Origin of the sequence: Citrobacter sp. C13 (assembly GCF_014596815.2) — a bacterium.
GTDB lineage: Bacteria > Pseudomonadota > Gammaproteobacteria > Enterobacterales > Enterobacteriaceae > Citrobacter > Citrobacter portucalensis.
Map to the genome: position 1 here is coordinate 2,911,457 of NZ_CP115024.1, position 22,197 is coordinate 2,933,653.

The 22,197-nt window shown below is 52.6% G+C and carries 19 protein-coding genes, 2 tRNA genes and 2 pseudogenes; 16 read left to right on the plus strand and 7 right to left on the minus strand.

The window, feature by feature from the left end:
• Positions 1-52: 52 nt before the first annotated feature.
• Complete coding sequence (locus IB222_RS13960; protein WP_149385052.1) at positions 53-1,540, plus strand: EmmdR/YeeO family multidrug/toxin efflux MATE transporter; 1,488 nt, start codon at positions 53-55, stop codon at positions 1,538-1,540.
• A gap of 99 nt (positions 1,541-1,639) precedes the next feature.
• A tRNA-Asn gene (locus IB222_RS13965) sits at positions 1,640-1,715 on the plus strand.
• Between the two features lie 619 nt (positions 1,716-2,334).
• Here the strand turns inward: IB222_RS13965 and cbl are convergent.
• Together cbl and nac are read right to left on the minus strand one after the other, a co-directional pair.
• Positions 2,335-3,285 carry an HTH-type transcriptional regulator Cbl gene (gene cbl, locus IB222_RS13970; RefSeq protein WP_003832224.1) on the minus strand — a complete coding sequence of 317 codons (951 nt, stop codon included), beginning with the start codon at positions 3,283-3,285 and terminating at the stop codon, positions 2,335-2,337.
• 101 nt (positions 3,286-3,386) lie between these two features.
• Entirely contained in the window at positions 3,387-4,304 is a 918-nt protein-coding gene (gene nac / locus IB222_RS13975; protein ID WP_008784390.1) for a nitrogen assimilation transcriptional regulator NAC, read from the minus strand.
• Positions 4,305-4,630: 326 nt separating this feature from the next.
• Here nac and IB222_RS13980 point away from each other — a divergent pair.
• Positions 4,631-4,706 (plus strand) — tRNA-Asn (locus IB222_RS13980).
• Positions 4,707-4,781: 75 nt separating this feature from the next.
• Here IB222_RS13980 and IB222_RS13985 read toward each other — a convergent pair.
• Together IB222_RS13985 and IB222_RS13990 are read right to left on the minus strand one after the other, a co-directional pair.
• Positions 4,782-4,868 (minus strand): annotated as a pseudogene (locus tag IB222_RS13985) (type II toxin-antitoxin system PemK/MazF family toxin); the annotation flags it as partial.
• Between the two features lie 58 nt (positions 4,869-4,926).
• Entirely contained in the window at positions 4,927-6,165 is a 1,239-nt protein-coding gene (locus IB222_RS13990) for an IS110-like element ISEsa2 family transposase (protein WP_000219087.1), read from the minus strand.
• 379 nt (positions 6,166-6,544) lie between these two features.
• Between IB222_RS13990 and IB222_RS13995 the strand changes: the two genes are divergently transcribed.
• The 8 genes from IB222_RS13995 to fecE all read left to right on the plus strand — a co-directional run bounded on the left by IB222_RS13995 (position 6,545) and on the right by fecE (position 15,390).
• Positions 6,545-7,528, plus strand: coding sequence for an alpha/beta fold hydrolase (locus IB222_RS13995; RefSeq protein ID WP_149385157.1), 984 nt, complete (start codon positions 6,545-6,547; stop codon positions 7,526-7,528).
• Positions 7,529-7,818: 290 nt separating this feature from the next.
• Entirely contained in the window at positions 7,819-8,340 is a 522-nt protein-coding gene (fecI, locus tag IB222_RS14000) for a ferric citrate uptake sigma factor FecI (protein WP_008784388.1), read from the plus strand.
• Entirely contained in the window at positions 8,337-9,290 is a 954-nt protein-coding gene (gene fecR, locus IB222_RS14005) for a ferric citrate uptake sigma factor regulator FecR (RefSeq protein WP_128317709.1), read from the plus strand. The genes fecI and fecR overlap by 4 nt, the downstream gene beginning before the upstream one ends.
• Before the next feature lie 86 nt (positions 9,291-9,376).
• Positions 9,377-11,701 (plus strand): TonB-dependent Fe(3+) dicitrate receptor FecA, encoded by a 2,325-nt coding sequence (fecA, locus tag IB222_RS14010; RefSeq protein WP_126318465.1) that lies wholly within the window; start codon positions 9,377-9,379, stop codon positions 11,699-11,701.
• Positions 11,702-11,774: 73 nt separating this feature from the next.
• Positions 11,775-12,674: a Fe(3+) dicitrate ABC transporter substrate-binding protein FecB gene (locus IB222_RS14015; RefSeq protein ID WP_149385156.1), complete on the plus strand. Its 900-nt coding sequence runs from the start codon at positions 11,775-11,777 to the stop codon at positions 12,672-12,674.
• Positions 12,671-13,669, plus strand: coding sequence for an iron-dicitrate ABC transporter permease FecC (gene fecC / locus IB222_RS14020; protein ID WP_149385155.1), 999 nt, complete (start codon positions 12,671-12,673; stop codon positions 13,667-13,669). Before IB222_RS14015 ends, fecC begins: the two co-directional genes overlap by 4 nt.
• Positions 13,666-14,622 (plus strand): Fe(3+) dicitrate ABC transporter permease subunit FecD, encoded by a 957-nt coding sequence (gene fecD / locus IB222_RS14025; RefSeq protein ID WP_149385154.1) that lies wholly within the window; start codon positions 13,666-13,668, stop codon positions 14,620-14,622. The genes fecC and fecD overlap by 4 nt, the downstream gene beginning before the upstream one ends.
• Positions 14,623-15,390, plus strand: coding sequence for a Fe(3+) dicitrate ABC transporter ATP-binding protein FecE (gene fecE / locus IB222_RS14030; RefSeq protein WP_003832212.1), 768 nt, complete (start codon positions 14,623-14,625; stop codon positions 15,388-15,390).
• 90 nt (positions 15,391-15,480) lie between these two features.
• Here the strand turns inward: fecE and IB222_RS14035 are convergent, their stop codons facing one another.
• Positions 15,481-15,564, minus strand: coding sequence for a hypothetical protein (locus IB222_RS14035; protein ID WP_348652543.1), 84 nt, complete (start codon positions 15,562-15,564; stop codon positions 15,481-15,483).
• Positions 15,565-15,826: 262 nt separating this feature from the next.
• The gene (gene arsH / locus IB222_RS14040) at positions 15,827-16,525 is read right to left on the minus strand and encodes an arsenical resistance protein ArsH (RefSeq protein WP_149385153.1); all 699 of its coding nucleotides are present in this window, start codon (positions 16,523-16,525) and stop codon (positions 15,827-15,829) included.
• Positions 16,526-16,610: 85 nt separating this feature from the next.
• Between arsH and IB222_RS14045 the strand changes: the two genes are divergently transcribed.
• Genes IB222_RS14045 through arsC form a run of 3 tightly spaced genes read left to right on the plus strand, consistent with a single transcriptional unit; the run spans position 16,611 to position 18,703 of the window.
• Entirely contained in the window at positions 16,611-16,931 is a 321-nt protein-coding gene (locus IB222_RS14045; RefSeq protein WP_047041444.1) for a transcriptional regulator, read from the plus strand.
• Between the two features lie 44 nt (positions 16,932-16,975).
• Positions 16,976-18,265, plus strand: coding sequence for an arsenic transporter (locus tag IB222_RS14050; RefSeq protein WP_148362118.1), 1,290 nt, complete (start codon positions 16,976-16,978; stop codon positions 18,263-18,265).
• 12 nt (positions 18,266-18,277) lie between these two features.
• Positions 18,278-18,703, plus strand: a complete 426-nt coding sequence (gene arsC, locus IB222_RS14055; protein WP_148362119.1) for a glutaredoxin-dependent arsenate reductase — start codon at positions 18,278-18,280, stop codon at positions 18,701-18,703.
• 80 nt (positions 18,704-18,783) lie between these two features.
• Here the strand turns inward: arsC and IB222_RS14060 are convergent.
• Positions 18,784-19,790 (minus strand): annotated as a pseudogene (locus IB222_RS14060) (transposase).
• A 304-nt stretch (positions 19,791-20,094) separates the two neighbouring features.
• Here IB222_RS14060 and IB222_RS14065 point away from each other — a divergent pair.
• Together IB222_RS14065 and shiA are read left to right on the plus strand one after the other, a co-directional pair.
• On the plus strand, positions 20,095-20,562 hold the full coding sequence (locus IB222_RS14065; protein WP_149385028.1) for a GNAT family N-acetyltransferase: 468 nt from the start codon (positions 20,095-20,097) through the stop codon (positions 20,560-20,562).
• 243 nt (positions 20,563-20,805) lie between these two features.
• Complete coding sequence (gene shiA, locus IB222_RS14070) at positions 20,806-22,122, plus strand: shikimate transporter (RefSeq protein ID WP_126318477.1); 1,317 nt, start codon at positions 20,806-20,808, stop codon at positions 22,120-22,122.
• The last annotated feature ends 75 nt before the right edge of the window (positions 22,123-22,197 follow it).

Genomic DNA, 22,197 nt, shown 5'->3' on the forward strand with positions numbered 1-22,197 from the left:
TTTTAAATAGAAAAAACTTTGCAGCTTTTTTGATTCTCCCTCATCATTTGAAATGAGGTTTCAACTTTCTTCGTTAAGGTACACTTTGAACGTCTCCGCTGCCTTACGCCAGGTCGCTTCCCGCACGCCCTGGTATGCCAAACGCAAGAGTTATAAGGTTCTCTTTTGGCGCGAAATCACTCCGCTGGCTGTCCCCATTTTTCTGGAAAACACCTGTGTGCTATTGATGGGTGTTCTCAGTACCTTCCTGGTCAGCTGGTTGGGAAAAGAAGCGATGGCCGGTGTCGGACTCGCCGACAGCTTTAATATGGTCATCATGGCATTTTTCGCCGCCATCGATCTGGGCACCACCGTGGTTGTAGCATTTAGCCTCGGGAAACGAGATCGTCGACGGGCCAGAGCCGCGGCCAGACAATCACTGGTGATCATGACAATTTTTGCTACCGTTCTGGCAGCTGTCATTCACTATTTTGGTCAACAGATTATTGACGTTGTCGCAGGTGAAGCAACGCCAGACGTTAAAGCTTTGGCACTCACCTATCTGGAGCTGACGGTGCTCAGCTACCCGGCGGCAGCCATTGCGCTGATCGGCAGTGGCGCACTACGTGGAGCCGGAAATACAAAAATACCGTTGTTGATTAACGGCGGCATGAACATTCTGAATATCATCATCAGTAGCATCCTCATTTACGGGATCTTTTCCTGGCAAGGTCTGGGATTTGTGGGTGCAGGCCTGGGACTGACCATTTCGCGCTACATCGGGGCGATTGCCATCATCTGGGTACTGATGATTGGTTTTAACCCCGCGCTGCGAATTCCCTTCAAAAGCTATTTTAAGCCGCTCAATCTCGCCATTATCTGGGAGGTGATGGGGATCGGCATTCCGGCAAGTATCGAGTCAGTGCTGTTCAATGGCGGTAAACTTTTGACGCAGATGTTTGTTTCAGGCATGGGAACCAGCGTTATCGCCGGGAATTTTATTGCATTTTCTATCGCCGCGCTTATCAACTTACCGGGGAATGCTTTAGGTTCCGCGTCGACAATCATTACCGGCAGGCGTCTGGGAAATGGTCAGATTGCCCAGGCTGAAATCCAGCTGCGGCATGTATTCTGGCTGTCGACGATCGGCCTGACGGCAATTGCCTGGCTAACCGCTCCTTTCGCCGGAGTGATGGCCTCATTTTATACCCACGATCAGGATGTAAAAGAGGTCATAGTCATCCTGATTTGGCTCAACGCAGCATTTATGCCGATATGGGCTGCATCCTGGGTGTTACCAGCAGGCTTTAAAGGTGCGCGAGATGCACGTTTTGCTATGTGGGTATCGATGCTGGGCATGTGGGGCTGCCGTGTAGTCGCGGGTTACACCCTGGGTATCGTATTAGGATGGGGCGTTGTCGGCGTTTGGTTAGGTATGTTCTTCGACTGGGCCGTACGCGCCGCGTTATTTTACTGGCGTATGGTTACCGGCCGCTGGTTGTGGAAATACCCGCGCCCCGAACGCGAAAAGTGCATAAAACAACCGGTTGTGTCTGATTAAGCGGCGAAATGGGGAATATTTCAGCAAACGATCGCATTTATCTATTCAGGCTTTGACAACGCTGAGCGGCATCGCTAATATTCGCCTCGTTCACACGATTCCTCTGTAGTTCAGTCGGTAGAACGGCGGACTGTTAATCCGTATGTCACTGGTTCGAGTCCAGTCAGAGGAGCCATATTTAAGAAGCCTGCTCAGGAAACTAAGCAGGCTTTTTGCTTTTCTGCGATCCCATTTGCCGGGTAAAGCGCTTCACTCCACATCCAGGCTTTTCCATACTGACGACGGGAGAATGTCCGTCTGCTTATGCAAAATGTCTCTATGATCCAATTCGTTAACGTCATGGTTAAGTATCTTATCGTGCAACGACATCAAAATGAGCCCCATACTTGCCCATGCCGATACTGCTGAAAGCAGCGCTAACCGCTTTATTAGTAATTCCACTAAGTACAATAGCCGGTGAGAAAGTCACGCTACGTTGCCCGGACAGAGGCTGGGCGGAGGTGACATTTCATCTGTTCCAACACGTTAGCGTGCTGTGGGAAAACAATAGTTTTTATGTTTCCGATGCCCGGCGTAGTCAGAGTAATAAATTCTATATGTTTACCAATCGAGATGTTCTTTCGGTGAAGAATGGATTTCAGTTTATTTATGCGGATTCGGGACGGGCGGTGTCTTGTTCGATATTGTCGCGGGTACCGACGCAGGATCTGAGGCTGGAGACTTTGAGGTAACGCAGCTTTCTACCCGCCATTCAGCGACGTCAGAGAAGCCCGTTTACTCACGGGCTTTTGTAGTTAAATCTGATAATCAATCACCGCCTCATCTGGCTCCATCGCCTGGCGCTTAATTTCATCGACGGATAACCCTGCATTGCATAGCTCGATGAATCGCCAGACGTAGTTGCGCTGCAGCTGTCCGCGTTTAAGCCCTAGCCAAACGGTATTTGCATCAAACAAATGCCGGGTATCAAGACGGGTTAAGGTCCCCTCTTCCTGCTCGCCGCTGGATTGCTCTGCCACCAGCCCAATCCCCAACCCCAGCGACACGTAAGTTTTAATCACATCCGAGTCCTGGGCGCTGAGAATAATATCCGGTATCAGCCCTTTGCGAGCAAATGCTTCATCAATGCGGGAACGCCCTGTAATCCCCTGACGATAGGTAATTAACGGCCAGTGAGCGATAGACTCCAGCGTGAGCGGAGAAGCTTTCACTAATGGATGGTCGTGAGGAACAAGCAGGCTGTGATGCCAACGAAACCAGGGAAAAGCCACCAACAATGGATCGCTGCTCAGCCGCTCACTGGCAATTCCGATATCTGCCCCGCCATTTTGTAGCAGGACATCAATCTCCTGTGGCGTACCCTGAATAAGTTCCAGACGCACCTCAGGGAACAGCTCACGAAAGGCTTTTATCACCGCAGGCAAGCTATAGCGTGCCTGGGTATGCGTGGTGGCAATCGTCAGAACGCCGGACGTGTCATTGGTAAACAGATCCGCCAGTCGACGAACATTACTGGCCTCATTCAGAATACGCTCGGCAATAATCAGCAAGGCTTTACCCGGTTCGGTCATGCCCAACAGGCGTTTACCGCGACGGATAAAAATCTCGATGCCAAGTTCATCTTCAAGTTCACGAATGTGTCGGCTGACGCCCGACTGCGAGGTGTACAGTATATTCGCGACCTCTGTCAGGTTGTAATCCTGACGGGCCGCCTCGCGGATTATTTTAAGTTGCTGGAAATTCACATTTCGCTCCGGGCACATCAGACATTACGCTATTGTTAAAGTCTGATGCCCGGCATAACAAATAATAAAAACCTGCATCTTATTCCTTGTGGGAATAAGGTTTAGCTGACCAGCTGCAGCTCGCGATTTTCCAGCGCCGGACGGCTGACCAGCGACAACAGGATCTCCTTCACGGCCTGCGCCTGGGGCGATAAGCTCCCTCTGGCTGATACGTTCAACGATAATGGCAGATTCATCGATGGTGTTGTGATGCGTGCCATCCAGCCGTTAGCCGCATTGCATAATGAACGGGCGGCCGACTCAGGCAACACTGTGACACCCATACCACTGGCAATGGCGGCCGTTAGGGTGGAGATAGACTCAATTTCGCCAATCACTTTAGCCGTTAAGCGACGTAGCGAAAATGCTTCATCCACGCGCAGGCGAACCGCGCTGTAATCCCGTGGCAGGAACAAATTCATCTGTGCCACCGCGGCTAAATCGACGCTTTGGCCAGGACACTCACGCGTGCCGACCAGGTAGAGATCCTCTTTAAGCAATGGTTGACTGCTGATGCCCGCCACAGGTGAACGCTCATAGAGCACTGCCATATCTAATTGCCCGCTGAGCAGCTTGTCATTCAGCACTGCCCCACTGTTTTCATGCAAATAGACCAGCACATCAGGCAGTTCGGCACGTAGCGTCTGTAATAACGGCATGGTAATGGATGACGCGACTGTCCCCGGCGCAAGGCCGATAGAGACCTGTCCACTCAAGGTCTGGCCCACGTTATTAACCGCAAGTTGCGCCTGTTCGCACTGACGTAAAATCGTCCGGGCGTGGGTATATAGCACTTTTCCTGCTTCCGTCGGCGTGACGCCACGCTTGGTACGAATCAGCAATTGCTGATCCAGCTCACCTTCCAGCGTAGCGACCTGCTGGCTCAGCGCGGGTTGCGCAATGTGCAACACTTCCGCTGCCTGGGTCAGGCTACCAATATCGACGATTTTCACGAAATATTTCAGTCGTCTGAAGTTCATTTTGCCTCCTGTCGGAATACCAGAACCCGTGCTGGCAGTCATTAAATTCAGGACTGCAAGATGCTTGCCACTTTCGTCTAAAACGGTGTTTTACGGTTAAAGCCGCGTAAAGTCAGGAGTAAAAGCGGAGAAAGATCATTCTGCACACCTAAGTATCTCATTCAGTCTGCCCTGGAAGAGGTAGACACGCACCAGAATGGGGCAAAAGCATAAAAAGACGGAAAGATCGCCGCTTTGCTGATTTTGTCAGCAAACGAACACACAAATGTATTTACCCCTTTGACAAGCCTCACCACCCTCGCTAATATGCGCCTCGTTCAAACGATTCCTCTGTAGTTCAGTCGGTAGAACGGCGGACTGTTAATCCGTATGTCACTGGTTCGAGTCCAGTCAGAGGAGCCATATTTAAGAAGCCTGCTCAGGAAACTAAGCAGGCTTTTTGCTTTTATGACATTGCTCATTGCGCATATCAAAACCTCAACTTAGCCTGGCCAACACTTCATTCATAATAGCCGCAGGTATTTGTTCCAGACGCTTGCCGTTCCGGGCTTTCATATCAATAGACAGGAACACCAATGAGTTGAGATGTCCGCTTCACGCCCTGAGACATTCGACAAGCTTTTTATGGCTTCAGTAAGGGCGAGTGTCTCGCTTCGAGAGCCAGCAAATATTTCGCTTCGTCATAACAGGTTCTGGCCTTCCAGCAGCGGTAAATGATCCTTATCCATTTGAACGCCAGTGCCCGGATCGCAGACTGATGAGATTTGCCCTTTTCTCTGAGGCCCTGATAATACAGTTTGGCCCAGTATGATGAATTAACCGTCTTGGCAGCCCATTCAACAAAGGTCTGCCTGACGAACTTGGCACATTGCCATCGCCAGTGAACCCAGGATTTTTGGCCGCTTCGTTCGGTCACCGGTGCTATACCTGCGTAGTTTTGAATTTCTTCAGCGCTGTTAAACCGGTCACGGTTATCACCAAGTGCAGCAAGCATCCGTGGGCCCATGCACGGTCCCATGCCCGGAAGTGATTTGAACAGCCCCGCATCTGGCAATGTGTCAAACAGCGTTTCGATTCGTTCGTCATAGGTTTTGATGATTTCACTCACGACTTTAATTTGTGTCGCCAGTGCTGCTGCCATCAAAGCATTAGCCTCTATAACACTCGGGTCTGTAGTCAATGGGATCGCATTATCAATACTCGCAACACGTTGCTCGGTAAGGGCCATAGCGCGACCACCTTTGGCATTCAGAAAGTTGCGGATCGTGTCGCGTCTGGCTCGTTTCAGTTGTTGCAGACTGGGCCACCGGATAATCAGCTCACACAACAGTAAGCTACCCCGATGTGAGAACCACTCCAGTGGCTGAGGATAATACTGTTTAAGCGTGTTGATTATCCGGTTCACAAAGCGTCGTTTATCTTCAACCAACTGACGACGTTGCTCAACCAGTTGCTGAAGTAAGCGAATATCCGCATTGTCGGGTTCAATAGCTTTTATCTTCTGGGGGTAACGCAGCATTAACTCTAATGCCAGCTCGGCATCCTGCGGATCATCTTTAGCGCCGCTGGGCGAGAAGGCTTGCCGATAACGAGCCAGGGACAATGCGTGGACGGGGAAAACGGTGATAAAGGGGTATTTTTGAAGAGCATATACCACGGGGCCCTTCTTCAGTTCGAGAGCTATTGCGATTCTACCTTTTACTTTCTGGTGTAACTCAGTAAGCCAGGCATCAAGCGCTTCTGCTGTATGTTCAATCACATCGAATACGCGTTCACCGTTTTTAAACTGAACACAGACATCGTGTTTTTTATCAGCCCAGTCCAGACCAACGTGCGCAGCAAATTGATTAGTCACAGTCATCACCAACTCCTTTTTATCGGGGATTGGTATGCATTCCACGCTCTTCGAAAGAAATATAGCCAGCAGTTTATCTGCATGCCCTGAGTATTCGTTAGCGAACGTGGAGCACCTACTGGCTCGAAAGAAAAGCGGCGATCATCACATGATTCTCGCTCAATATTCGTAACCAGTAAGCGCATACCCTGAATCACTTCAAAGTGTAATTCTCAGGGTACGAATGACTATACTTCGCTCACTGCAGACTTTAAACTCACCCAGTACCTCCGCTCTGTGCCAGCAGAGGGCTTTTCTATCGCCGCTGATATATTAATCCATGGAGAGCAGGCCATATTTATAATATAAATTGACGGATACGCTGAATTTCACAGGAATATCTCCGATGAATATTGCCGCCTCAATTGCCCTTTTGGGCGCTTGCCCATTTGTGAGTCTGGCGGCAGTACCGGTGACCTTTTCCGAAACTGTCCTGGATGCCGCAGGGCCAAAAGGCCCTTTGAAAGGCACGCTACTCACCCCGAATTCAAAACCAACAGCCGTTGTTCTTATCATTCCTGGCTCCGGGCCAACCGATCGGGATGGAAACAACCCGCTTGGTGTGAATGCATCGCCTTACCGACTTCTTGCTGAAGGCCTTGCTGCCAAAGGCTTTGCGACGCTTCGTATCGACAAACGTGGAATGTTCGCTAGCGCAATGGCCGTAGAGGATGCCAATGCGGTGACGATTGCTGACTATGTTGACGACGTTCGATCCTGGGTAGACGTGCTTAGACGTCACATGCACCCCCCCTGTATTTGGGTTTTAGGGCACAGTGAAGGGGGCGTAGTCGCACTTGCCTCGGCTCAAGAAGAGAATGTGTGCGGTGTGATTCTTATCGCAACGCCCGGGAGGCCGATGGGCGAGGTGTTGAGGGGGCAACTTAACGCTAATCCGGAAAATGAAATTCTATTAAAGCAGGCACTGCCGATAATTGATGCTCTGGAGCATCGGCGGCGAGTCGATATTACGAATATTCACCCAGCACTGCAAAGTATCTTTAATCCTGCTGTTCAGGGGTTTTTGATCAATGCATTTTCATATAATCCGGGTCATCTCATTTCGAGTATTTCCAAACCCGTGTTAGTGCTACAAGGGCAACGCGATCTCCAGGTGGAAGAAACGGATGCAAGACTGCTTAAGGCCGCGAATCCTCAAGCGTCCCTGGTTATACTGCCCAATATGAACCATGTTATGAAAGAGGTGACTTCGGACGATCGCAAAGCGAATATCGCGTCATACACTGAACCCGCGCTCCCCTTAGCTCCCGGTTTAATCGACTCGATTGAGCATTTCCTGATCCGCAACTCACCTTTTCCCGAAAAGTAACAGCTGCTCTGCTCTCGGTGTCCTCCCAAAAACGGTTTACTTTTAAAGAGTTCAGCATGCTTTAAAGCATTCGTCTGCTCCATGCTCACAGCAGACATGGTCAGATGTCATTCCAACCGTCACATGCCAAAAGCAGACTCCCCCTTCCCATCCGATATCCACCTCATAACATTTTTATAAATAACAAAGCATTAAGAAGTTCAACGTAATACAATTATATTTATAATTGTAATGATAACCATTCTCATATTACTATAAACGCGTGATAATTAACTTTTGATACATTCCACATGTCTGACCACGCCACTACCACTGCTTCCTTTACGCTCGAGTCGCTTTATGGCGCACATCACGGCTGGTTGAAAAGCTGGCTGACGCGCAAACTCCAGTCCGCCTTTGATGCAGATGACATTGCCCAGGACACTTTTCTACGGGTAATGGGCAGCGACTCGCTCTCGACGATCCGCGATCCGCGCTCCTTTCTGTGCACTCTCGCCAAACGGGTGATGGTCGACCTGTTTCGCCGAAACGCGCTGGAAAAAGCCTATCTGGAGATGTTGGCGCTTATGCCGGAGGCGCTCGCGCCTTCCCCCGAGGAACGCGAGAGCCAGCTCGAAACCCTGCAACTCATCGACAGCATGCTTGACGGGCTGAACGGAAAAACACGAGAAGCGTTTCTGCTTTCGCAACTGGATGGTCTGACATACAGCGAGATCGCGCTGAAGCTCGGTATCTCCGTCAGCTCGGTGAAAAAGTATATGGCAAAGGCTATCGAACATTGTCTGCTGTTTCGTCTGGAGCACGGCCTGTGAACGCTTCTATCACTGATTCTCGCCGCCAGGCATTGCGCTCGGCATCGCACTGGTATGCTGTATTGAGCGGCGAGCGTGTCAGCCCACAGCAAGAAGCGCGCTGGCAACAATGGTACGAAGAGGACAAAGATCATCAGTGGGCCTGGCAACAGGTTGAAAACCTGCGCAGCCAGCTCAGCCGCGTACCGGGCGATGTCGCCAGCCGGGCGCTGCACGATACGCGCCTTACCCGTCGTCATGTCATGAAAGGGCTACTGCTGCTACTTGGCGTAGGCGGCGGCTGGCAGCTCTGGCAATCTGAAGCCGGTGAAGGTCTGCGCGCGGATTACCGCACCGCCAAAGGCGCGGTCAGCCATCAGCGGCTGGAAGATGGCTCGCTGCTGACGCTCAACACACAAAGCGCCGCGGACGTTCGTTTTGATACGCGTCAACGCGCTGTCCATCTCTGGTACGGCGAAATTGCTATTACCACCGCAAAAGACGCGCAGCAGAGACCTTTCCGCGTTGTGACCCGCCAGGGCCAGCTCACCGCATTAGGCACAGAATTTACCGTCTACCAGCAGGACAACGTCACACGCGTTGTCGTTCAACAACACGCTGTTGAAGTCTTACTGGCAAATCGTCCGCAGGAAAAACGCATCGTCAGCGCTGGCGAGAGCCTGCAGTTTAGCGCGTCTGAATTTGGTGCAATAGCCTCAGCGGATGATGAAAGCGCCACCTGGACGCAGGGCATTCTGAGCTTCAGCGATAAACCTTTGGGTGAAGTGATTGCCACGCTGAGCCGTTATCGCAACGGCGTGCTGCGCTGCGATCCGGCTGTGGCCGGGTTACGCCTGAGTGGCACTTTCCCGCTGAAAAATACTGATGCAATCCTGGATGTTATTGCCAAGACTCTTCCAGTGAAAATTCAGTCAGTTACGCGATACTGGGTAAATATTTCCGCATTGTAAGCAAAATAATTCTCATTTCTATTGTCCTTTTTCCCCTTCTCATTCGACTCATAGATGAACACAACAAAAATGATGATGGAGAAGGTATGACGCCTTTACGCGTTTTTCGCAAAACAACACCTTTGGTTAACGCCGTTCGCCTGAGCCTGCTGCCGCTGGCCGGGCTGTCGTTATCCGCCTTCGCAGCGCAGGTTGATATTGCACCGGGTTCGCTCGACAAAGCCCTTAATCAGTATGCCGCGCTCAGCGGAATTACCCTGTCGGTTGACGCCAGCCTGACGCGCGGCAAACAGAGTAACGGTCTTCACGGTGACTACGACGTCGAAACCGGCCTGCAACACCTGCTGAACGGTAGTGGCCTGCAGGTGAAACCGCTGGGTAATAACAGCTGGACGCTGGAGCCCGCACCAACACCGCAAGAAGATGCCCTGACCGTAGTGGGCGACTGGCTGGGGGATGCGCGCGAAAACGACGTTTTCGAACATGCTGGCGCACGTGACGTTATCCGCCGTGAGGATTTCGCCAAAACCGGCGCAACATCCATGCGCGAGGTACTGAACCGCATTCCTGGCGTTACCGCCCCAGAAAACAACGGCACCGGTAGCCACGATCTGGCGATGAACTTTGGTATTCGCGGCCTGAACCCGCGCCTGGCCAGTCGTTCAACGGTACTGATGGACGGTATTCCCGTGCCGTTTGCCCCTTACGGCCAGCCGCAGCTTTCACTGGCGCCTGTCTCACTCGGAAATATGGACGCCATCGATGTGGTTCGCGGCGGTGGCGCGGTGCGTTACGGGCCACAGAGCGTGGGCGGTGTGGTGAACTTTGTTACCCGCGCTATTCCGCAAGACTTCGGCATGGAAGCCGGCGTGGAAGGCCAGCTCAGCCCAACATCTTCACAAAATAACCCAAAAGAAACGCACAACCTGATGGTGGGCGGCACGGCGGATAACGGTTTTGGTACCGCCCTGCTTTACTCCGGCACACGTGGAAGCGACTGGCGCGAACACAGCGCGACCCGCATCGACGACCTGATGCTGAAAAGCAAATATGCGCCAAACGAAGTGCATACCTTCAACAGTCTGTTGCAATACTACGACGGTGAAGCTGACATGCCCGGCGGCCTGTCTCGCGCGGATTACGACGCCGACCGCTGGCAATCCACGCGCCCTTACGATCGCTTCTGGGGGCGCCGCAAGCTGGCGAGCCTCGGCTACCAGTTCCAGCCGGACAGCCAGCATAAATTCAATATTCAGGGCTTCTACACTGAAACTCTGCGCAGCGGCTACCTGGAACAGGGCAAACGCCTCACCCTTTCACCGCGTAACTACTGGGTACGCGGCATTGAACCGCGCTACAGCCAGAGCTTTATGGTGGGTCCTTCCGCGCACGAAGTGGGCGTGGGATACCGCTATGTGAGCGAGTCAACGCACGAAATGCGTTACTACACCGCCACCAGCAGCGGGCAACTCCCGTCCAGCGCCAGCCCTTACGATCGCGACACTCGTTCCGGCACCGAAGCGCACGCCTGGTATCTGGATGACAAAATCGACATTGGCAACTGGACTATCACACCGGGTATGCGCTTTGAACATATCGAGTCATACCAGAACAACGCCATCAAAGGCACACATGAGGAAGTGAGCTACAACGCCCCACTTCCGGCGCTAAACGTGCTTTACCACCTGACTGATAGCTGGAATCTCTATGCAAACACTGAAGGCTCATTCGGCACCGTACAGTACAGCCAAATTGGCAAGGCTGTGCAAAGCGGCAATGTGGAACCGGAAAAAGCGCGAACCTGGGAGCTCGGAACCCGATACGACGATGGCGCGCTGACGGCGGAAATGGGGCTGTTCCTGATTAACTTTAATAATCAGTACGACTCCAACCAAACCAACGACACCGTTACGGCACGCGGTAAAACACGCCATACCGGGCTGGAAACCCAGGCTCGCTATGATCTCGGCACTTTGACGCCAACGCTCGACAACGTTTCGGTCTACGCAAGCTATGCGTATGTGAACGCTGAGATCCGCGAGAAAGGCGATACCTATGGCAATCAGGTGCCGTTCTCGCCAAAACACAAAGGCACGTTGGGCGTGGACTATAAGCCGGGTAGCTGGACCTTCAACCTGAATAGCGATTTCCAGTCCAGCCAGTTTGCGGATAACGCCAACACTGTTAAAGAGAGCGCTGACGGCAGTACCGGTCGCATCCCTGGCTTTATGCTCTGGGGCGCACGCGTAGCCTATGACTTTGGTCCACAGATGGCAGACCTGAACCTGGCGTTCGGCGTGAAAAATATCTTCGACCAAGAGTATTTCACCCGCTCTTACGACGACAACAACAAAGGCATCTACGCAGGCCAGCCGCGCACGCTGTATATGCAGGGTTCGTTGAAGTTCTAAACCCCGTTTACCCGGCCTGCATGCTGTTTTGTAGGTCGGGCAAACGAAACGCCACCCGACGCAGGCAATTTACATGTTCACACCATTACGCACACTATTCGCCGCTCTGCTGCTCACCGGCCATGCTTTTGCCGCCACGGTTCATGACGAACATGGCACCTTTACGCTTGATAAAACGCCACAACGGATAGTGGTGCTGGAACTGTCGTTCGCGGACGCACTGGCTGCTGTCGATGTCAGTCCGGTCGGCATTGCCGACGATAACGATGCCATGCGCATTCTTCCAGAGGTTCGTACCCATCTGAAACCCTGGCAGTCTGTCGGCACGCGTGCGCAGCCGAGTTTAGAAGCCATCAGCGCGCTGAAACCGGATCTGATCATTGCCGACAGCAGCCGCCATGCGGGTATTCACAGCGCCTTACAGCAAATCGCACCGGTGCTGCTGCTCAAGTCCCGCAATGAAACCTACGCTGAAAATCTTCAGTCTGCGGCCATCATCGGTGAAATCGTGGGTAAAAAGGCACAGATGCAGTCACGCCTGGCGCAACACCAACAACAGATGTCAGAGTGGGCCAGCCAACTGCCAAAAGACACGATGGTGGTGTTTGGTACGTCCCGAGAGCAGCAGTTCAACCTGCACACGCAGGAGACCTGGACCGGGGGCGTCCTGACCTCTCTGGGGCTGACGGTGCCTGCGGCTATGGCGGGTTCGTCTATGCCTTCCATCGGTCTGGAACAGCTGCTGGCGCTCAATCCGGCATGGCTGCTGGTCGCGCACTATCGTGAAGAGAGCATCGTGAAACGCTGGCAACAAGACCCGCTGTGGCAGATGTTAACTGCGGCGCAGAAGCAGCAGACGGCGTCGGTCGACAGTAACGCCTGGGCGCGAATGCGCGGCATTTTCGCAGCCGAACGTATTGCCAGCGACACGGTAAAAATCTTTCACCACCAGCCTTTATCCGATGTGAAATGACAGTTTTCAAACATCCAGCGCTACAGTGGGGGCTTCCCCTTGTCGCGCTTATCGCTATCTTCTGGCTGAGTCTGTTTTGCTACTCGGCCATTCCTGTTTCTGGCGTTGATGCCATTCACGCCCTGCTGCCAGGCCATACGCCGACGCTTCCACAAGCGCTGGTGCAAAACCTTCGTTTGCCGAGAAGCCTAGTCGCCATTTTGATCGGCGCAAGCCTGGCTCTGGCGGGAACGCTGCTGCAGACCCTGACGCATAATGCAATGGCCTCCCCTTCACTACTCGGTATTAACAGTGGCGCAGCGCTGGCGATGGCGCTTACCAGCGCTATCAGCCCTGCGCCCGTTACGGGTTACTCCATCGCCTTTATCGCCGCCTGCGGTGGCGGCGTAAGCTGGCTGATGGTGATGACCGCAGGTGGTGGATTTCGCCACACCCAGGACAGAAACAAACTGATCCTCGCGGGCATCGCGTTCTCGGCTTTCTGTATGGCCCTTACCCGCATCACCCTGCTGCTGACGGAAGATCACGCTTACGGCATTTTTTACTGGCTAGCGGGAGGCGTATCCCACGCACGTTGGCAGGAGTTCTGGCAGCTTTTCCCAATGGTGGCGGTTGCTGTACCGGTGGTATTGCTGCTGGCTAATCAACTGAACCTGCTTAACGTCAGTGACAGCACCGCCCGCACGCTGGGGGTGAATCTGCCGAAGCTCCGTTTGATCATCAATATTCTGGTGCTGCTTCTGGTCGGTACCTGCGTCAGCGTGGCAGGCCCGGTGGCGTTTATCGGTCTCCTGATGCCGCATTTGGCTCGCTTCTGGGTGGGATTCGATCAGCGCAAAGTCCTGCCGATGAGCATGCTGATGGGCGCCACGCTGCTGCTGCTGGCTGATGTTCTGGCCCGAGCGCTGGCCTTCCCCGGCGAATTGCCCGCGGGGGCAGTAGTGGCGCTGATTGGTGCGCCCTGTTTTGTCTGGCTGGTCAGGAGGCGTGGATGAAAATTGCGATAGTCATTCTCATCGCCCTCACGCTGGCAGGATTTTCGGTTCTGTCGTTACAAATGGGGGTGATCGCCGTTCCCTGGCGTGCCCTGCTGACCGACTGGCAGACCGGGCGCGAATATCATTACGTGTTAACGGCCTACCGCCTGCCGCGGCTACTGCTGGCGTTGCTTGTCGGTGCAGCCCTCGCGGTGGCAGGCGTGCTGGTACAAGGGATCGTGCGTAACCCTCTGGCATCGCCGGATATTCTCGGCGTAAACCATGCCGCCAGCCTTGCCTCTGTAGGCGCACTGCTTCTCTTACCGTCACTACCGGTGATTGCTCTGCCGCTGCTGGCCTTTGCCGGAGGCATAACGGGCCTGATCCTGCTGAGAATGCTGGCGAACACCAGTCAGCCGATGAAGCTGGCGCTCACGGGTGTTGCGCTCTCTGCCTGCTGGGCCAGTCTGACGGATTATCTGATGCTTTCGCGTCCACAGGATGTGAACAGCGCCCTGCTGTGGCTGACCGGCAGCTTATGGGGCCGTGACTGGAGCTTTGTGAAAATAGCCGCCCCGCTGCTGATTTTGTTTCTGCCGCTGAGTCTGCGTTTTTGCCGCGATCTCGACCTCCTGGCATTGGGCGATGCGCGCGCCACCACGCTCGGTGTGTCGGTGCCGCGTATCCGGCTCCAGGCTTTGCTACTGGCCGTCGCCATGACATCGACCGGCGTGGCAGTCTGCGGCCCAATTAGCTTTATTGGTCTCGTGGTGCCGCATATGGTGCGCAGCATTACAGGTGGACGTCACCGCTGGCTGCTGCCCATTTCGGCCATGACAGGTGCGTTGCTACTGGTGATTGCCGACCTGCTGGCACGAATTATTCATCCCCCGCTGGAGCTTCCGGCTGGCGTGCTGACCGCCATTATCGGTGCACCATGGTTTGTCTGGCTGCTTGTGAGAATGCGATAAATGACATTACGAACTGAAAATCTGACGGTCTGTTACGGTACAAACAAGGTGCTTGATGGTGTTTCACTCGCCCTACCAGCAGGGAAGACAACCGCCCTGCTCGGCCCCAACGGCTGCGGGAAATCAACGTTGTTAAACTGTTTTTCACGACTGTTAACACCGCAGTCCGGTGGCGTATTTCTCGGCGATAGTGCCATCAATACGCTCTCATCACGCCAGCTAGCCCGCAGGCTGGCGCTGCTGCCCCAGCACCATTTAACTCCCGAGGGGATCACCGTCCAGGAGCTTGTTTCGTACGGTCGCAACCCGTGGTTGTCACTCTGGGGGCGTCTCTCCGTTGAAGACAATACGCGGGTCCATGATGCTATGAGCCAGACGCGGATCCAACATCTTGCCGAACGACGGTTAACTGATCTTTCTGGCGGTCAGCGACAGCGCGCATTTCTGGCGATGGTCCTGGCGCAGGATACGCCCGTTGTACTACTCGATGAGCCAACCACCTATCTCGATATCAATCACCAGGTGGAACTGATGCGGCTGATGGGGGAACTCCGGGCTCAGGGGAAAACGGTAGTCGCCGTGCTGCACGACCTTAATCAGGCCAGCCGGTACTGCGACCATCTGGTGGTCATGGCGAACGGACATGTTATGGCGCAAGGCACACCAGAAGTGGTGATGAACCCTGGATTGCTGAGAACCGTATTCAGCGTGGATACGGAGATACACCCCGAACCGGTATCTGGCAGGCCGATGTGTGTAGTGAGGTAGATGATACAGTCTGTAATGGTACCATGGCTTCAACAGGTCGCCGGTTATATCACTCGTGCTACGATGACTTCAGTCCGCCCAGGTAACATTTCAACGGTTCTGGGCTGGATCATGTTGCAGCGTTCTGTCATCAACCATCATGCGTTTAGAACCAGTCAAAACCATATGAATCATCGGTTCATAAACCGCAGACAACGGTGTTCAGGGATTACTCTCTGCACCATAGCAACCCGTGAAATGCAGTTTACCGAGTGATAACACGTCGCTGTATGCACAGCAACAAAGGCAGGATTAAGTAAAACGCGAAGAGGATGACGAAACGGGGAGACACGCTAATTCATCTTTCCGCTTAATATTAACGGGCGCTGGGTTGCTTCATACCGACGTCCGCGGTGTGCCAATAGCCGACGTTGTTAAGCTTATGCAAAGAACAACGTTATATTTTGTCCTGATTGACACGGGATGAAAGCTCCTGATGGTTCTCTTTTCGTTCGCTGTAACGATCCGCAAGATAGCCGGTTTGCCCCTTAAGCAGCAGAGTGATTTTAAACAGCTCTTCGGCTACATCGACAATGCGGTCATACCATGACGAAGGTTTCATTCGTCCGTTTTCGTCGAACTCTTGCCATGCCTTGGCTACGGAGGACTGGTTAGGGATCGTAAACATCCGCATCCACCGGCCCAGAATACGCATCTGGTTCACTGCATTGAAGGACTGTAAACCTCCGCAAACCTGCATTACCGCAAGTGTTTTGCCCTGCGAAGGACGAACTGCGCCTTCACTTAATGGTATCCAGTCAATCTGCGCCTTCATAACTGCGCTCATAGCCCCGTGCCGTTCCGGAGAACTCCACACCATCCCGTCACACCATCTGACCAGACCGCGCAGCTCGGCGACTTTAGGATGTGTATCTGGCGCATCATCCGGCAGGGGTAAACCTGAGGGATTAAATAGTTTTACCTCCGCGCCCATCGCTGCCAGCAGGCGACCAGCTTCTTCCGCAGCAAAGCGGCTGTAGGAGCGCTCTCTAACTGAGCCATATAGGATCAGAATCCGCGGCGGCTCGTGCAGGTGCAGGCGCTCGGCGATGTGTTGATCAAAGCATTCACTATTCAGTGCTGGAAATTGTTCCATTTTTCTACTCCGGAGAGATCAGATGATTTCAAATTTAACACATATGATTTACCATATGTATATTCTAAAGGGAACGGAGTGAAAAATGCTACAACCTGTTCAGCTTTTCAAAATCCTGTCGGATGAAACCCGGCTCGCCATCGTCATGATTCTCCGGGAGTCAGGAGAACTGTGCGTCTGTGATATCTGCGCAACCATTTCCGAATCACAGCCCAAAGTCTCGCGACATATGGCTATTCTTCGCGAGGCTGGGTTGGTTCTGGATCGTCGTGAAGGCAAATGGATCCATTATCGTCTGTCACCCCACATACCGGCATGGGCAGCTGAGACAATCACAACGTCCTGGCAGTGTATGCGAGAGGATGTGCGTGAATGGCTGGATAAATCAGCCTGCACCTCCTGTTGAGAAATGAAAACACATTTACATAATCATATATAACGGAGTCTGAGATGCTTTTGGCAGGGAGTATATTTTTACTGACGCTGATACTGGTGATCTGGCAACCCAGAGGCTTGAGCATTGGCTGGAGTGCGAGTATCGGGGCTGTGCTGGCGCTGGTAACCGGTGTCATCCATATCAATGATATTCCCGTTGTCTGGAATATCGTCTGGAACGCGACAGCGGCATTTATTGCGGTCATTATCATCAGTCTGCTACTCGATGAGGCCGGTTTCTTTGAGTGGACCGCACTGCACGTCTCCCGCTGGGGTAACGGGCGTGGTCGCCTGCTGTTTTCCTGGATAGTGTTGCTCGGTGCCGCTGTCGCTGCTTTGTTCGCCAATGACGGCGCCGCGCTGATTCTGACACCAATTGTGATTGCGATGCTGCTTGCAATGGGATTCAGCAAGGGCACAACACTGGCCTTTGTGATGGCCGCAGGATTTATAGCAGATACGGCCAGCCTGCCGCTCATTGTTTCTAACCTGGTGAATATCGTCTCGGCGGACTTTTTCGGTCTGGGCTTTACGCAGTATGCCTCCGTTATGATCCCCGTAGATGTGGCAGCGATTGCGGCCACGCTAGTCATGCTGCATCTCTTCTTCCGCAGGGACATTCCGGCGACGTATGACGTTTCGCTGCTGAAGACTCCTGCCAGTGTGATAAAAGATCCGGCAACGTTCAGGGTGGGCTGGATTGTCCTGTTATTGCTGCTTGTCGGTTTCTTTGTTTTGGAGCCTATGGGGATCCCGGTCAGTGCGATAGCGGCTACTGGCGCAGCAGTACTGTTTATAGTGGCGAAAAGAGGTCATGCCATCAACACCGGAAAAGTCCTGCGCGGTGCGCCATGGCAGATCGTTATTTTTTCGCTGGGCATGTACCTGGTTGTCTATGGCCTCCGCAATGCAGGGTTAACGGAGTATCTGTCTGGCGTGCTAAACCTGCTGGCTGAAAAGGGATTATGGGCAGCAACGTTTGGCACCGGCTTTCTGACCGCGTTCCTGTCGTCGGTGATGAACAATATGCCGACAGTGCTGATTGGCGCGCTGTCGATTGATGGGAGTACGGCGACTGGCGTCGTCAAAGAGGCAATGATTTATGCCAACGTGATCGGCTGCGATTTAGGCCCGAAAATCACCCCGATTGGCAGTCTGGCAACCCTGCTTTGGCTGCATGTGCTTGCCCAGAAAAATATAACGATTACATGGGGATATTACTTCCGCACCGGCATTATCATGACTCTGCCCGTGCTGTTTATCACTCTGGCCGCGCTGGCGTTGCGGCTCTCCATCACTTTGTAATGAGATACAGATATGAGCAACATTACCATCTATCACAATCCAGCCTGTGGCACCTCACGTAACACGCTGGAGATGATCCGTAACAGCGGTAACGAACCAACCATTATTTATTATCTCGATACTCCCCCGACTCGTGATGAACTTAGCAAACTGATTTCAGATATGGGCATTTCAGTACGTACATTGCTGCGTAAGAACGTCGAACCTTATGAGCAGTTGGGTCTTGATGAAGACAAGTTTTCTGATGAGCAGTTGATTGATTTTATGCTTCAGCATCCGATCCTGATTAATCGGCCGATTGTAGTGACACCGATCGGCACACGTCTTTGTCGTCCCTCCGAAATGGTGCTGGATATTCTACCGGAAGGTCAGAAAGGAGTGTTTACCAAAGAGGATGGTGAGAAGGTCATTGACGAAACGGGTAAACGAGTTAAGTAATCTGCCCACTTCAAAATATCGGACGCCTGTTAACGCTATGCGGGCGTCCGCTTCACGCCCTGAGACATTCGACAAGCTTTTTATGGCTTCAGTAAGGGCGAGTGTCTCGCTTCGAGAGCCAGCAAATATTTCGCTTCGTCATAACAGGTTCTGGCCTTCCAGCAGCGGTAAATGATCCTTATCCATTTGAACGCCAGTGCCCGGATCGCAGACTGATGAGATTTGCCCTTTTCTCTGAGGCCCTGATAATACAGTTTGGCCCAGTATGATGAATTAACCGTCTTGGCAGCCCATTCAACAAAGGTCTGCCTGACGAACTTGGCACATTGCCATCGCCAGTGAACCCAGGATTTTTGGCCGCTTCGTTCGGTCACCGGTGCTATACCTGCGTAGTTTTGAATTTCTTCAGCGCTGTTAAACCGGTCACGGTTATCACCAAGTGCAGCAAGCATCCGTGGGCCCATGCACGGTCCCATGCCCGGAAGTGATTTGAACAGCCCCGCATCTGGCAATGTGTCAAACAGCGTTTCGATTCGTTCGTCATAGGTTTTGATGATTTCACTCACGACTTTAATTTGTGTCGCCAGTGCTGCTGCCATCAAAGCATTAGCCTCTATAACACTCGGGTCTGTAGTCAATGGGATCGCATTATCAATACTCGCAACACGTTGCTCGGTAAGGGCAGTAAGCGAATATCCGCATTGTCGGGTTCAATAGCTTTTATCTTCTGGGGGTAACGCAGCATTAACTCTAATGCCAGCTCGGCATCCTGCGGATCATCTTTAGCGCCGCTGGGCGAGAAGGCTTGCCGATAACGAGCCAGGGACAATGCGTGGACGGGGAAAACGGTGATAAAGGGGTATTTTTGAAGAGCATATACCACGGGGCCCTTCTTCAGTTCGAGAGCTATTGCGATTCTACCTTTTACTTTCTGGTGTAACTCAGTAAGCCAGGCATCAAGCGCTTCTGCTGTATGTTCAATCACATCGAATACGCGTTCACCGTTTTTAAACTGAACACAGACATCGTGTTTTTTATCAGCCCAGTCCAGACCAACGTGCGCAGCAAATTGATTAGTCACAGTCATCACCAACTCCTTTTTATCGGGGATTGGTATGCATTCCACGCTCTTCGAAAGAAATATAGCCAGCAGTTTATCTGCATGCCCTGAGTATTCGTTAGCGAACGTGGAGCACCTACTGGCTCGAAAGAAAAGCGGCGATCATCACATGATTCTCGCTCAATATTCGTAACCAGTAAGCGCATACCCTGAATCACTTCAAAGTGTAATTCTCAGGGTACGAATGACTATATTTCGCTCACAGCGGACCTTCAGCTCAGTCAGCAATGTCCGCTCCGTGCTGTGAGTTCAACGGGTCGATGCAACGCTAATGAGAGCCAGACTTACGAACTACTTTATTCGACCAGCTACCCCTGACGATATCAACAAAATCATCGAATTCACCACTCAGGAAGCACAAGAATCTGAAGGTTCAGTGATTGACCTTGTTGCTGTGGAGCGTGGCGTTTCCTCGGCGTTTTGTGAAAACCCACGTTCAAAATATTGGGCCATGGAAGATTCTTCAGGAACAGTGATCGCCAATACCTCTGTCGTAAAAGAATGGAGTGCTTTTCATGGAAATGACTACTGGTGGATCCAAAGCTTTTATATCGCCCCGGAGCATCGTGGGATGGGATTAGCTGATGAGCTCATCAAACATCTTACAAAAGAAGCTAAATCAGAAAAGGCACTGGAGCTTCGCTTATATGTCCACGGAGATAACGGGCGTGCGATTCGTGCTTATGAGCGATGTGGTTTCACCGAATCTCCGTATACCATTATGAAAGTGGGTTTATAACTTCCCCAAATACAGCGCTCCTAATGCTCCGCCTGAAATCAGAACACTCCTGACAGGCCACGATTCCACCAGGTTCAGATTTCTCATTCGTCTTATTTTTCATGTTGCCATCAGATGAGGGAGATAATCGTTTTCACTTCTCGTCTGTCGCGGTAATCTCATAACGGTCGTTAATATTGCGACTGCAATGTGTGTAACCCAACTCAAATACTAATAACAAAAAACAGTACAGACAGGATAACTATGGATTCCTCCCTCACCTCCACGGGTCCCCAACAGGACGCCTCTTCGCTTAACCGCGCCCGACGCGCTGCGCTTGGTAGCTTCGCGGGTGCCGTGGTCGACTGGTATGATTTTCTGCTTTACGGCATCACTGCCGCACTGGTCTTTAACCGCGAGTTCTTCCCGCAAGTCAGCCCGGCGATGGGGACACTTGCCGCATTTGCTACCTTTGGCGTCGGATTTTTGTTCCGCCCGTTAGGCGGGGTGATCTTCGGCCACTTCGGCGATCGTCTGGGGCGTAAACGTATGCTGATGCTCACCGTCTGGATGATGGGGATCGCCACTGCACTGATAGGGATCATTCCTTCCTTTGACGCCATTGGCTGGTGGGCTCCCGTTCTGCTGGTGACGCTGCGTGCTATTCAGGGATTCGCCGTTGGCGGTGAATGGGGTGGCGCGGCGTTGCTCTCCGTCGAAAGCGCGCCGAAAAATAAAAAAGCGTTCTACAGCAGCGGCGTTCAGGTCGGTTATGGCGTCGGGCTACTGCTTTCTACCGGTCTGGTCTCGCTGATTAGCTCGCAAACTACCGATGAGCAGTTCCTGAGTTGGGGCTGGCGTATTCCATTCCTGTTCAGCATCGTGCTGGTATTGGGCGCGTTGTGGATGCGTAACCGAATGGATGAATCGGCCGAATTCGAACAGCAGAAGCAGGCACCGCAACCAGAGAAAAAGAGACTACCGGTAGTAGAGGCGTTAATCCGTCATCCAGGTGCGTTTTTGAAAATTATCGCTCTGCGCCTGTGTGAACTGTTGACGATGTATATCGTCACCGCGTTTGCCCTTAATTACTCCACGCAGAATCTGGGCTTACCTCGCGAACTGTTTCTGAATATCGGCTTGTTGGTGGGTGGGCTGAGCTGTCTGACCATCCCCTGCTTTGCCTGGCTCGCCGACCGCTTTGGTCGCCGGCGCGTTTACATTACCGGCGCACTGGTCGGGACGCTCAGCGCATTCCCGTTCTTTATGGCGTTAGAAGCGCAATCCATTTTCTGGATCGTGTTCTTCGCGATTATGTTGGCCAACATTGCACACGATATGGTGGTCTGCGTGCAGCAGCCTATGTTTACCGGTTTGTTTGGCGCAAGCTATCGCTACAGCGGCGCGGGCGTTGGCTATCAGGTAGCAAGTGTGGTTGGCGGCGGTTTTACCCCCTTCATTGCTGCTGCACTGGTGACATTTTCCGGCGGAGACTGGCACAGTGTGGCCATTTATCTGATGGCGGGTTGTCTTATTTCCGCCACTACAGCATTGCTGATGCGGGATAAGCAGCACGGTTAAGCCTGAGTGCGGAGGCCGTCCGGTCTTCGCACAATCTTCCTCAACGTCTGACTTTTGTTTCACATTCCTGTGACA